We start from the raw sequence: 12,136 nt of genomic DNA, 5'->3' as shown, positions 1-12,136 counted from the left end.
GCCGGCCCCGAGCCGGCGCCACAGGAGAGAGACAGATGAAGCAAGCAACCGCAATGACGGTGGCCACCCTGCTGCTGGGCGCCACCTTTGCCGCCCCGGGCCAGGCCGCCGCGCCCTGGCCGAGCCAGCCGATCCGGCTGATCGTGCCCTACCCGCCCGGCGGCTCGGTCGACAACCTGGCGCGGCTGCTGGCGCCGGCGCTGGGCCAGCGGCTGGGCCAGACCATCGTGATCGAGAACAAGGCCGGCGCCAGCGGCACCATCGGCGTGGATGCCACGGTGCGCGCCACGCCCGACGGCAACACCTTCGGCTTCGGCGTGCCGGGCGCCATCACCGGCCTGCCGCACGTGATGAAGGTGCCGTACGACGTGTCCAGGATCCAGTACGTGTCACTGGTGGCGCGCATTCCCTTGGTGATCGTGGTCAACCCGTCCCTGCCCGACGCCACGCTGGCCGACTTCGTCGCCAGCGCCCGGCGCCAGCCCGGCAAGTACAACTATGGCTCGGCCGGCAACGTCACCACCCCGCACCTGGGCGGCGAACTGCTCAAGCAGCAGACCGGCATCGACATCATGCACGTGCCGTACAAGGGCGCGTCGCCCGCCGTCACGGCGCTGCTGTCCAACGAGGTGCAGATGTTCCCCGGAGACGCCTCGGCGGTGCTGGGCTTCATCAAGGCCGGCAAGCTGCGCACGCTGGCGGTCGCCAGCCCGACGCGCTTCGAGGGTCTGCCCGATGTGCCGACCACCAAGGAGGCGGGTTTTCCCGATGTGATCGTGGAATCGAACTACGGCATCATCGCCCCGACCGGCACCCCGCCCGAGATCGTGCAGAAGATGTCGCAGGCCATCGCCCAGACGCTGGCCGAGCCGGCCCTGCGGCAGAAAATGATCGACCAGGGGGCCATTCCCACGGCCACCACGCCCGAGGCCTACCAGGCGCTGATGCAGGCCGAATCGAAGAAATGGGGCGAGGTGATCCGGCGCGGCAAGCTGGGGCTGGAATAGTCCCATGCCGGCCCGCTTTTGCCGTACCCTTATGCCGTCTATTTCGTTGCCGCCTTATTGATCATGCCGCCTGCCAAAGCCACGGGCCTGAGCCTGGACGTCACCGCCGACCTGCACAAGTGGCGGGCCTTCCTGGCCATCGCGGAACTGGGCAGCATCTCGCGCGCCGCCCTGTACCTGGACCAGGACCAGTCGGTGCTGAGCCGCCGCATCAACGCGCTGGAACGCGAGTGCAATGCGCGGCTGTTCAATCGCACCGGCCGCGGCGTGCACCTGTCCGAGGTGGGCGAGCGCCTGTTTCCGCTGGTACGCACGCTGCTTGGCGATGCCGAGCGCCTGGAACTGGAACTGAACGGCGAGGCACGCGAGCCGGCCGGCGAAGTCACGCTGGGGCTGCTGCCGTCCACCGCGCATCCGCTGATCCGGCGGCTGTTCTCGCGGCTGCGCAAACAGTTCCCCAAGGTACACCTGAAGATTCTCGAAGGCTCCAGCGGCCAGATCGAAGAATGGCTGACCGACAGCCGCGTGGACATCGCCATCCTTTACCGCTATGGCGACAAATGCCCACCGGGCGAGCAAGCGCTGGCCTCGGTCGATTCGTACCTGGTGGGCGCGGCCGGCGATCCCCTGACGAGCGGCGGCGAAGTCGCGTTCGAACAGCTGGATGGCCTGCCCTTCATCCTGCCCGGCGCGCCCAACGGCCTGCGCAATGCGCTGGACGGGCTGGCGCGGGCGCGCAAGATCACCATCGCGCCGCTCATCGAGGCCGATTCGCTGCCGCTGATGAAGTCCATCGTCGAGCACGAGCACATGTACACGGTGCTACCGCTGCACGCGGTCTGGCAAGAGGTGCAGGAAGGCCGCCTGGGCATTGCCGCGCTGCGCGATCCGGCCATGGGCCGAATCATCTCGATGGCGTTTGCCCGCGCCAAGGGGCCGGGCCGCACCGTCACCGAGGTGGCGGCGCAAATCCAGAGCCTGGTGCGCGAGATCGGCGGCGAAGGCGTGTGGCACGCCAGCCCCTGACGGGCCGGCGCTTCAGGCGAAGCCGTACAGCCGCGCCGGGTTATCGACCCACACCTTGCGACGCAGGGCGTCATCGCCCAGCCAACGCTGCGCCACCGCCACCAGGGCGTCGGCCGAGGGGGCAGACTCGCCCATGCGCACGAACGGCCAGTCCGAGCCCCACAGCACCTGATCAGGGTTGGCGGCGACGAAGGCGTCGTGGATGAAACGCGCGTTCTCGTAGTCCGGCGCGCTGCCCACGCGGCACAGCGTCAGCTTCATCCACAGGCGGCCATCGGCCAGCAGGCCGCGCAGCAGCTGGAACGCCGGATCCTGCTCGCCACGCGCAGGCACCAGGCTGCCCAGGTGGTCGATCACCAACGGCAGGTTCAGCGTCGCCAGCGCCGGCAGGTGCTGCAGATAGGTATCGCACGGGGCCCACAGCTGCGCGTGCAGGCCGTATTGCTTCATGCGTGGGGCCAGCGCGGCGACCTGATCGAAGCCGACGCTGCCCGGAAACAGATTCCCGGCCGGGTCGCGCGCCTCGACAAAGCGCAGTCCGCGCACGCCGCCGTCATACAGGGCCTGCAGTTGCGCGTCGCTGACCGACGGGTCGGCCACCGCGATACCGCGCAGGCGGTCGCCGCCCTGCGCCAGCGCGTCCAGCAAGGCGTCGGGATGCGTGCCGTAGGGTGCGGGCTGCACCAGCACGCCGCGTGCGGCGCCCAGGGTGTCCAGCATGCGCAGGTAGCGCTGCGCCGGCGCGTCGGGCGCGGCATAGGACGACGGATGCCAGAGCGGAAAGCGGTCGTAGGGGCCGAACACGTGGCAGTGCGTGTCGCAGGCCTGTGGCGGCAGCGGCTGGGCGGGGACCGCCGGCATACGCGGCGTCTCGACGCTGTCGGGCACGTAAGCGCTGGCGGCGGTCATGCCTTGCCTTGCCCGGCCAGCGGCGCCAGCCGGCTCAGCGCCGGCCAGCCATCCTGTTGCGGCACGTCCAGCGGCGCGGGCGCGTCGTCCGGCATCGGGATCTCATGCGCGTTCAGCGTCATCGACACCATGGTGTAGTAGCCGATGACGGCGGTCAGCTCGACCACGCCCACCGCGGCCCAGCGCCGCACCGCCTCGGCGTAGAGCGCGGGTTCGACCTGGCCGGTCTCCTGCAACTGGCAGGCGTAGGCGTAGACGATCTCGTCGTCGCGGTTGTCGAAGGCAGGTTCGCGGCGGGCCTGGATGGCGTCCAGCACCGCATCCGAAATGCCGGCGGCGCGGGCGGCCTGGGCGTGGATGTGCCATTCGATCTGGCTGTTCCAGCGCCGCGCGGTGACCACGATGGCCAGTTCGCTGACGCGCGGCGGCAGGCTGGTGCCAAAGCGTAGCAACGCGCCCAGCGCCTGCCAGCGCTCGGCCAGCTCGGGATTGTGCAGCGCCGCACGCAAGGGGCCGACCAGCCGGCCGCGCGGGCCGGAGACGATGCGCTCGTACACGCGCTTCTGGTCGTCGCTCATGCTGTCGGGCGTGGGCAGGGGAATGCGGCTCATCATCGTCCTTCGCTCAAGGGGTTTCGTCGGGCTGGCTGCGCTGCACCGAGGGCCGTGCACTGAAGTCCTGGTGCCAGGTGGCCAGCGCCGGATGGCCATCGCGCCAGGCCAGGTCCGGGAAACGATAGTCCAGATACGACAACGCGCAACCGATGGCGATCAGGCCCAGGTTGAAGCGGCTGGCCCGCAGCGCCGGGGCCTCGGCTTCCAGCACGGCCAGCACGGCGCGGGTCTTCAGCGCGAAGGCATCGAGCCAGGCCTGGGTCTGCTTGTCGACCGGTTTGTTGCGCTCCTGCCGGTACAGCAGCAGCGCGTCCAGGAAACCGTCGCCCAGCGCCTGGCGGCGTTCGGCCAGCAGGCGCGCGGCCGGGTCCGCCGGCAACAGGCCGGCGCCGGCCAGGCCGTCCAGATAGGCGCAGATGACACGCGAGTCGTACACCGGGGTGCCGTCGTCCAGCACCAGCGTTGGCAGCTTGATCAACGGGTTGTCCGCCACCAGGTCCAGGTTGGGCTTGTCCATCGCCACCGGCGTGCGCACCAGCGTCACGCGGTCGGCGATGCCGGCTTCGTACAGAACGATCATCACCTTGCGCACGAAGGGCGAGCGCGGCGACCAATGCAGTTTCATCAAAAGGCTCCCTGTGGATTCGCAATCGTGACGCGCTTCAATGGCCCTGGGCCGGCCGCACCGCCGGATCGTTGGCGGCGTCCGGCGCGCGCATCTGGAACAGGTCGCTGGTGTGCGCATACCAGCCGGCGCCGTGCATGCGGCCCAGCAGGCGCAGCGCGGGGGTGTCCACGTGGAAGCGCTGTGCATCCAGCAGCGCGTCGTCGCGCAGGTACAGCGCCACCACCCGCGCCAGCACGATGACCCGCTGCGGCGCGGCATCAAGCACCTGCCACACGCGGCATTCCAGCGCTGCCGGGCTGAGGGCGATGCGCGGCGGCGCGACCACCAGCGACGGTTCGGTCGCCAGCCCGGCGCGCGTCAGCTCATCCACCTCAGCCACGTAGTCCAGGCTGGTGTGGTTCATCTGCGCGGCCAGCTCGGCCGACACCAGGTTGATGACGAACTCGCCGGTCTCAAGAATATTGCGCGACGTGTCTTTGAGGTGTCCGCCGCGCGGGCCAATGCCCAGCGCCACGATCGGCGGATCGCTGCTGACCACGTTGAAGAACGAGAACGGCGCGGCGTTGCGTTGCCCCAGGGCCGACTGGCTCACCACCCAGGCGATGGGCCGCGGCACCACCACGCTGGACAGCAGCTTGAAGGCATTGGTGGTGCTCAGTTGGCTGAAATCGAAATTCATGGATGATGCGTCCCTTGCGTCCTCATTTGGCCAGCAGCCCCAGCGCGCCCAGCAGTCGGCGCATGTCGGCCTGGTCCTTGGCGACGTAGGCGTCCGCCTCCTGCGGCGACAACGCCATCAACTCTATCGCCTGCTCCTGCATGACGCGGCGGTAGTCGGGATCGTCGTTCACGGACCGGACGGTCTCGCTCAGCGTGCGCACGATGTCCGCGGGCGTGCCGGCGGGCGCCGCCAGGCTGTACCAGGTGGCCGCGTCCGCGCCCGCCACGCCCGCTTCGGCCAGCGTCGGCACGTCCGGCAGCAAGGGGGAGCGCTTGTCCGACGCATAGGCCAGCGCCACCAGGCGCCCCTGGCGAATGAACGGCAGGCTGGCCGACAGGTTCAGCATGGCCAGGTCGGTCTGGCCGCCCACCACGTCGTTGATGGCAGGCGACGCACCGGCATAGGGAATGTGATTCAACTGCACACCCGCGACCTGCTGAAACAGTTCGGCGCCCAGGTGCGTGGCGCCGCCCACGCCGGCCGAGCCGTAGCTCCACTTGCCGGGTTCGGCCTTGGCGCGGGCGATCAGCGCCGGCACCGAGCGGATGCCGCGCGACGGATTGACCACCAGCATGATGGGCTGCACCGCCACCACCGAGCAGAAGGCGAAGCCCTTGACGCCGTCGTACGCGGTCTTCTGCATCAGCGGCGTGACCACGTGGCCGGCAGAGGTGCCCAGCAGCAGCGTGTAGCCGTCCGGCTTGGCGCGCGCCACGAAGCCGGTGCCGATAGACGCGCCGCCGCCGGGCTTGTTCTCCACCACCACCGGCTGGCCCAGGCGCTTTTCCAGCGCCCGCGCCAGGCTGCGCGCCACCACGTCGGCGGGGCCGCCCGCGGCATAGGGATTGACCAGAATGACGGGCCGGTCGGGATAGGCCGCCATGGCGGAGGCGGCAGCGACGGACAGCGCAACCGTCGCCAGCAGGGATCGAAGCATCATACGCATGGGAGTTCCCTTGGGGGCCGGGGCTTCAATCGGCGCGTGCGCCGGACTGTTCGATGATGCGCGCCCATTTTGCCGTATCGACGCGGATGCGTTCGGCGAAGGCCTCCGGCGTGCTGTGAGTGGTCTGGATGCCATAGCCGGCCATGCGCTCGACCATCTGCGGCGACGTCATCACCGCCTGGATGTCGGCATTCAGGCGGTCAATGACCGGACGCGGCGTGCCCGCCGGCGCCAGCACGCCCGACCACAGGCTGACCTCGTAGTCCTCGAACCCCGGCGTCTCCGACATCGATGGCACGTCGGGCAGCGCCGCCAGTCGCTGGCGGCTGGTCACGGCCAGCGCCCGCACCTTGCCCTGCTTGACCTGCTCGATGAAGTTGGACGAGGTGTCGATCATCATCGAGATGCGGCCGGCCAGGAAGTCATTGATGGCGCCCGACGTCCCCTTGTAGGGAATGTGACGGATGTCGGCATGCGCCGCTGTCTTGAACATCTCGCCCGCCAGGTGGCTGGTGGTGCCGTTGCCCGAGGAACTGAAGGTCAGTTCGCCCGGCCGCTGGCGCGCCATCTCGGCCAGCGCAGCCACCGAGTCGACCTTCAGCGCGGGGTTGACCACCAGCAGGTTGGAGGTCAGGTTGGTCAGCGACACCGGTGCGAAGCTGCGCTGCGGGTCATAGCGCAGCTTGGGATACAACGACGGGTTGATGGTCAGCACGCCCATGGTCGAATACAGCAGCGTGTAGCCGTCGGGCGTGGCGCTGGCCACGGCCTCGGCGCCGATGGCGCCGCCGGCCCCCCCGCGGTTTTCCACCACGACGGTCTGGCCGAGCTTTTCGCCCAGCCCCTGCGCCAGCGAGCGCGCCATCAGGTCGGTGGCCCCGCCGGCCGGGAACGGCACGATCAGTTTGACCGGCCGGTCGGGATACGCCCCGGCCGCCACCGCCGCCGATATCAGGCCCGCACCGAGCCACAGGCTGACCGCTGTCAGCGCACTTGCCATTCGCATGCTGTCTCCACCCTGGGGGTTCTTGTGTTTGCAGCATGGTAGGCGCGGCGCAGATATGGCGCTATGCGCAGGACCGCATATCTGCTTTGCTCGACATCGGGACGCGGAGCGGCAGCGCGACTACGATGCAGACAGCCGCCTCACGCGCGGCCGGGCAGGCGGCGGTGCGTCCGACTTAGAGATCGGCTACGTCGCGCAGCCGTACGCCGGAGAAGTTGGCCGCACGCAATGCGTCAAACATCGCGCGATCGCAGATGGGAGGCGCTCCCATGCGATCCTGGCGGAAAATATGGGCCTCTCCCACAACATCCTGTCTGAACACCAGGCTGGCGCCGCCGACGAGGCTATAAAGCTTCTCGTCCTCGCCGGTCTGATAATTGTGGTCGAGCTTGGTCCGCACGCGGGAGGAGGCTTCATCCAGGGCATCGAGTCTGCGCAGCACATTGCCCAGGTAGTACTGGGGACCGGGGCTCCCGTCAGCAAGGCTGAAGTCGCATGCCACAAATGCAAACGCCTCGGCGTCCATCTGCTCAAACACCTGCTTCAAAGGTTCCGACACAATCCATATGCCGGCAAGCTCCTCCAGATCCCGTGGCATTGCGCCCTTCTCCGGTACATGGACCAGGTGGGGACGCTCCGGATACTGATTTGGCGTTCCGTCAGGCCGCGAGACGACATTCATCCCCGGAAGGATCAACGTCTCTTCGTTGGCGATTGCTATGCCGGCGACCCCGCCGTTGCCCAGGAAGCTGGCGTCGATCATGAAAAAAACGCCCTTAAGCGAGGCGGCTGCGGCTGAAACGTCAATGGCGGTAGGTTCGGTCACGGTGGCTTGCATCATGGTGGCTAAAGGGGTCGAATTCGCTGAAGCCAATCTTGATGAATCCTTTTGTTCGGAGTGAGCTGGATATATAGCCCGCGGCAGATCTTCGTCGCTGCCAGGCAATTTTCGAGGTATCTCATTGAATGCAATGGCCTGCTTTTCTGCGCAGGGTGTGTCCAGCGGCTTGGCATGGGATTTCGCCATAGTAAAACGTATGGCCGCTCGCGGGGCCAGAAGCGGACGCTGGGCGCGTGCGGTCCATCAGGGTTATTTGAACGAACTGGACCGCAGGGAGACTTAACGGGTTGCGTCATTTTCGGGTCGGTCCGGTGCCTCACTGCTGAGAGGTGAGGCTTTACTCCTTCGGCTTGGCCGCACCCTGGCCGCTATGCCCCCGCGCCAACGGATAGGTTGCGTACCTACAAAAGGACACTGGCCGCGCTGGCGAAATTTGAGGGATCAACGTCTTTTACGCAGAACACCAGTAGGGTGAAACTTCGACATTGCCTATGCGACGGCTGGCGTCTTCGTCAAAAAGAGAGCGATGTATGAATGATCTTTCAGGAAAGCGGGCGATCGTCACCGGCGGGGCTCGGGGGATCGGCGCGGCGATTGCGCAGGAGCTATCTGCACGCGGCGCGGACGCCGTGATCACCTACCCAGACGGACGCCACATCACAGGCACCGGCCTGGTCGTTGACGGCGAAATCAACGCCTGACGAGTTCAATCTTCATCGCTCGTTCCAGGATAATGCAAATGGCACCCGGCCCTTCTCAGCAAATAGCGCGGCCCACATTGCTGCTAACCGGCGCGAGCCGTGGTATTGGGCACGCGACAGTGAAATTGTTTCACCACAGAGGGTGGCGTGTCTTGACGGTATCGCGGGCGAGCTTTTCGAGTGAATGCGCGTGGGTGGGCGGCGTAGACGACCACATTACCGCCGATCTGGCGAACCCGAGCTCGTACGAGCTGATCGCGGCTGAAGTCCGCCGGCGCCTGGGTGGCGCGAAACTGGCCGCGATTATCAACAATGCCGCGATTTCACCGAAACTGGCGAACGGCGAGCGCAAGGGCGTCAGCATGACGGCATATGAAGAGTGGCTTTCGCTTTTCAACGTCAATCTTTTCTCCGCAGCGATGATCGTCCGTCTACTCCTGCCGGAACTCCGCATAGCGCAAGGCGCGATCGTCAACGTGACGTCGATAGCGGGTTCTCGCGTTCATCCCTTCGCAGGAGCGGCTTATGCCTGCTCTAAGGCGGCCCTCACCGCGCTCACGCGCGAACAGGCTTTCGAGTTCGGTCCGATGGGAATCCGGGCCAATGCGATCGCGCCCGGCGAGATCGACACCTCCCTCTTGTCTCCAGGCACCGAGGCCATGGTTCAGGCGAACGTGCCGATGGGCCGGCTTGGCGACCCAACAGAAATCGCAGGAGTGATGTTCTTCCTTTGTTCGAACGGAGCCTCGTATGTGAATGGCGCGGAAATCGACGTGAATGGAGGCCAGCACGTTTAATCGCCTGGATGACCGCGGCCTTCCGCAACAACACTCGCTGGGCGCTTACTGGGCATGCCAGCCCGGACGGCCGCCGGATTAAAGGATTGGCTCCACTCCCGGGTGGGCACCATAGTCAGGCAAGCGGAGACGCTTCCCGGGATGCCATGCGCCGGATGCTCTGCGGCGGGTGACCAAGCACGCGAATGAATGCCCGGCGCATTCTTTCGGGATCGGTGAAACCGATTTTGTGGGCGATGATTTCGATAGGCTCCGCGCCACGCTCGACGCGCTGCCTGGCCACCTCGACTCTCAGGCGCTCGACAGCCTTGGCCGGAGTCTCCCCCGTTTCGGCAAGAAAGGCGCGGCCGAACTGCCGGGGGCTCAGGCAGGCCACGGAAGCCAGGAGCTCGGTCGACAATGATTCGTGCAAGTGTTCACGTATATAAGTCAGCACATTACGAATTCTGTCCGACTCGGGCTCCATATCGGCGATGGCCGAAAATTGGGATTGCCCTCCGGGCCGGCGATGGTAGACGACCAGCATCTGGGCGACCGCGTGAGACAAGTCGGCGCCATGATCTTCTTCGATCATTGCCAACGCCATGTCGATGCCAGTCGTGACGCCGGCTGACGTCCAGATGCCACCTTCTCGTGTGAAGATCCGATCGCCATCCACTTTCACCCGCGGGTACTCCCGTTGCAGACGGGCGGCGTATTTCCAGTGTGTCGTCGCGCACCGACCGTCCAAGAGGCCGCTCGCAGCCAGAATGAAGGCCCCTGTGCATACGCTTGCGATGCGGCGAGCGCCCTTGGCGACGACGTGGTTCAAGTAGTCGCGGGTTTCCGGCAATGCGTCATCGGGGTAGGCGCCAAGGCCGGCTCCCGCCACGATCACTGTGTCGTAGGCCGAAAATCCGGCCTTCGCCGTGGTGACTTCCAGGCCCGCCGAACTTTGAACGGGTCCTCCTGCCAGCGATATGACCTGGCATCCGTAAGCGTCGTCGCCCAGGAGCCTGCTGGCCACCTCGAACGCCGCCAGCGGCCCGGTCACGTCCTGGATCTGGAAGTCGCGGAATACAAGGAAGGCGACGTCCCGCGAAGCGGGACTCGCGCTCGATGATGTTGGGTTCATAACACTCTTGCACAACGGTCGGAAGCAGGCTCCACCGCATCCTGGCTACCGGCCCGTGCGTGGACGAGATCTGATAGTACACACCCAGCATGGTGGCGGGTAAGACATATATACCTCAAAAACCGTCACCCCGGCACGACGAGACACAGCCTGCCAGACGCAAGGGCGAATCACGTATTCCCACCCCTGAACGAAGAGAGTTTCACCGTTATGGCGCGCATTAACTGACGCATCGCATCGTCCCAGCATCGAAAATTTCAGAATATCCAGTCCGCACGCCATGACCCTAAAAGAGGGAACTTAGTCCTTTTGCCATTGGCTCGCCGGCCGGAGAATCTGCACACGTTGAAAGCCTGGGATAACCCGGATTCACATCGCTCGACGCGACTCCCTCACGCGCCGGGCGGATTGTCTCGGGCCAACGAAAGCGTCTATGCCAACGGATAGTCCGTAGAAGCGTGGCCGACGTACGCATGGCGCATTCGAGTCCTCTTACATAGCGATATCCAACATGATGCATAGAGAGTCCAACCCTGCGTGGAGTGCAGCCGCATGACCCGTCCACGCCTTCCCTCCCGCACGGGAGCAAAACCGACCTTCCTGCGCGTGGCTCTGCTGGCCGCGGGGCTCACCACCGCAACGGCATGCGCCTTGTTTCTACTGCCCGGCAAGAAGTCGTTGTCGGCCGGTACCTTGGAGCCTCCCACGGTATCCGTCGCATTGCCGGTGCAGCGCACCGTTATCGAATGGGACGACTATGTCGGCCGTTTCGAAGCGAGCCGCCGCGTGGAAGTCCTTCCCAGGGTGTCGGGCCAAATCGTAGGGGTGCATTTCAAGGACGGCGAAATCGTCCAGCAGGGCCAATTGCTTTTCTCCCTCGACCCGCGCCCCTACCAGGCCGCCTACGCCGAGGCGCAAGCCGGCCTCGCGAGCGCGACCAGCGAGCTCACGCTGGCACGCGCCGACCTCGCGCGAGCGCATCGACTGGCGGGCGACAGCGCGATTTCAAAGAGCGACATCGATCAGTTGCAGGCGCGTGTGCGGACGGGAACGGCAAACGTCGCCGGCGCTCAAGCCCGCGTCGCGCTGAAGTCACTTGAGCTGGAATTCACCCAGGTACGCTCGCCCATTACGGGCAGAGTCTCTGACCGACGCGTCGACCCGGGCAACCTGGTCATGAGCGGAGAGGCCGGTAGCGGCACCCGCCTGACCACCATCAACGCGCTGGATCCGATCTATTTCACATTCGACGCGTCGGAAGCCTTGTACCTCAAAGCTATGCGCGCACAGGAACCAAGCGCGGCCCAAACCCAGGTCGAGATACGTCTTCAGGATGAGCCTGATTACGCCTGGCGCGGCAGGCTCGACTTCACGGATAACGGGATCGACCCCCGCTCGGGAACCATACGGATGCGTGCCGTGATCGAGAATCCGAGATTGTTCCTGACACCGGGATTATTCGGAAACATGAGGCTAGCAAGCGGATCCGGCACGCCTGCCTTGCTGATCCCCGATTCCGCGGTCCAGATGGACCAGACGCGCAAGACGGTTCTCACCGTTTCCGCCGAAGGCACTGTGCTCGTCAGGGCCATCGAACTCGGCCCGCTCATTGATGGGCTCAGGATCGTACGTGGCGGCCTGGCCGCCGACGACCGAGTGATCGTCGCCGGGCAACAACACGCCATTCCAGGCGCAAAAGTACAAACGAAGCCGGAACCGGCGGCCTCCCAAAGCGGGATAGGGAACTCGAACCCTCTCATTTCCGGCAGCAAGCCCGCGTCCGCGTCGTAATGATGCGCTGGCGGCTGTCCTAAAGGAAAAATCTC

13 protein-coding genes are annotated in these 12,136 nt (G+C 65.9%); 5 read left to right on the top strand and 8 right to left on the bottom strand.

The genetic code is table 11. The features are described from left to right. The first annotated feature begins 35 nt into the window (after window positions 1-35). Together AC3WMR_RS05245 and AC3WMR_RS05240 are read left to right on the top strand one after the other, a co-directional pair. Window positions 36-1,007 carry a Bug family tripartite tricarboxylate transporter substrate binding protein gene (locus AC3WMR_RS05245; RefSeq protein ID WP_492263884.1) on the top strand — a complete coding sequence of 324 codons (972 nt, stop codon included), beginning with the start codon at window positions 36-38 and terminating at the stop codon, window positions 1,005-1,007. A 63-nt stretch (window positions 1,008-1,070) separates the two neighbouring features. Continuing rightward, window positions 1,071-2,033: a LysR family transcriptional regulator gene (locus AC3WMR_RS05240; protein WP_025140970.1), complete on the top strand. Its 963-nt coding sequence runs from the start codon at window positions 1,071-1,073 to the stop codon at window positions 2,031-2,033. A gap of 12 nt (window positions 2,034-2,045) precedes the next feature. Here AC3WMR_RS05240 and AC3WMR_RS05235 read toward each other — a convergent pair whose 3' ends face one another. The 7 genes from AC3WMR_RS05235 to AC3WMR_RS05205 all read right to left on the bottom strand — a co-directional run bounded on the left by AC3WMR_RS05235 (window position 2,046) and on the right by AC3WMR_RS05205 (window position 7,884). Further along, on the bottom strand, window positions 2,046-2,942 hold the full coding sequence (locus AC3WMR_RS05235) for an amidohydrolase family protein (RefSeq protein WP_492263885.1): 897 nt from the start codon (window positions 2,940-2,942) through the stop codon (window positions 2,046-2,048). Next, entirely contained in the window at window positions 2,939-3,553 is a 615-nt protein-coding gene (locus tag AC3WMR_RS05230) for a carboxymuconolactone decarboxylase family protein (protein ID WP_492263886.1), read from the bottom strand. The genes AC3WMR_RS05235 and AC3WMR_RS05230 overlap by 4 nt, the downstream gene beginning before the upstream one ends. A gap of 13 nt (window positions 3,554-3,566) precedes the next feature. After that, window positions 3,567-4,181 (bottom strand): glutathione S-transferase family protein, encoded by a 615-nt coding sequence (locus AC3WMR_RS05225; protein ID WP_492263887.1) that lies wholly within the window; start codon window positions 4,179-4,181, stop codon window positions 3,567-3,569. Window positions 4,182-4,218: 37 nt separating this feature from the next. Next, complete coding sequence (locus AC3WMR_RS05220) at window positions 4,219-4,863, bottom strand: flavin reductase family protein (RefSeq protein WP_492263888.1); 645 nt, start codon at window positions 4,861-4,863, stop codon at window positions 4,219-4,221. Window positions 4,864-4,885: 22 nt separating this feature from the next. After that, window positions 4,886-5,842 (bottom strand): tripartite tricarboxylate transporter substrate binding protein, encoded by a 957-nt coding sequence (locus tag AC3WMR_RS05215; protein WP_492263951.1) that lies wholly within the window; start codon window positions 5,840-5,842, stop codon window positions 4,886-4,888. A 34-nt stretch (window positions 5,843-5,876) separates the two neighbouring features. After that, window positions 5,877-6,857 (bottom strand): Bug family tripartite tricarboxylate transporter substrate binding protein, encoded by a 981-nt coding sequence (locus AC3WMR_RS05210; protein ID WP_492263889.1) that lies wholly within the window; start codon window positions 6,855-6,857, stop codon window positions 5,877-5,879. A gap of 175 nt (window positions 6,858-7,032) precedes the next feature. Next, window positions 7,033-7,884, bottom strand: coding sequence for an imm11 family protein (locus tag AC3WMR_RS05205; protein WP_492263890.1), 852 nt, complete (start codon window positions 7,882-7,884; stop codon window positions 7,033-7,035). 344 nt (window positions 7,885-8,228) lie between these two features. Here AC3WMR_RS05205 and AC3WMR_RS05200 point away from each other — a divergent pair, with 344 nt between their 5' ends. Together AC3WMR_RS05200 and AC3WMR_RS05195 are read left to right on the top strand one after the other, a co-directional pair. Further along, window positions 8,229-8,399, top strand: coding sequence for an SDR family NAD(P)-dependent oxidoreductase (locus AC3WMR_RS05200; protein ID WP_492263891.1), 171 nt, complete (start codon window positions 8,229-8,231; stop codon window positions 8,397-8,399). A gap of 38 nt (window positions 8,400-8,437) precedes the next feature. After that, on the top strand, window positions 8,438-9,196 hold the full coding sequence (locus tag AC3WMR_RS05195; RefSeq protein WP_492263892.1) for an SDR family NAD(P)-dependent oxidoreductase: 759 nt from the start codon (window positions 8,438-8,440) through the stop codon (window positions 9,194-9,196). A gap of 115 nt (window positions 9,197-9,311) precedes the next feature. On the opposite strand, the gene AC3WMR_RS05190 is transcribed toward AC3WMR_RS05195, so the two are convergent. Beyond that, window positions 9,312-10,310: a GlxA family transcriptional regulator gene (locus AC3WMR_RS05190; protein WP_492263893.1), complete on the bottom strand. Its 999-nt coding sequence runs from the start codon at window positions 10,308-10,310 to the stop codon at window positions 9,312-9,314. A gap of 552 nt (window positions 10,311-10,862) precedes the next feature. On the opposite strand from AC3WMR_RS05190, the gene AC3WMR_RS05185 reads away from it, so the two are divergent. Continuing rightward, on the top strand, window positions 10,863-12,101 hold the full coding sequence (locus AC3WMR_RS05185) for an efflux RND transporter periplasmic adaptor subunit (RefSeq protein ID WP_492263894.1): 1,239 nt from the start codon (window positions 10,863-10,865) through the stop codon (window positions 12,099-12,101). The last annotated feature ends 35 nt before the right edge of the window (window positions 12,102-12,136 follow it).

This window comes from Achromobacter sp. FW305-C-28, from assembly GCF_058783235.1.
This window is presented reverse-complemented; position numbering and strand designations above follow the sequence as displayed.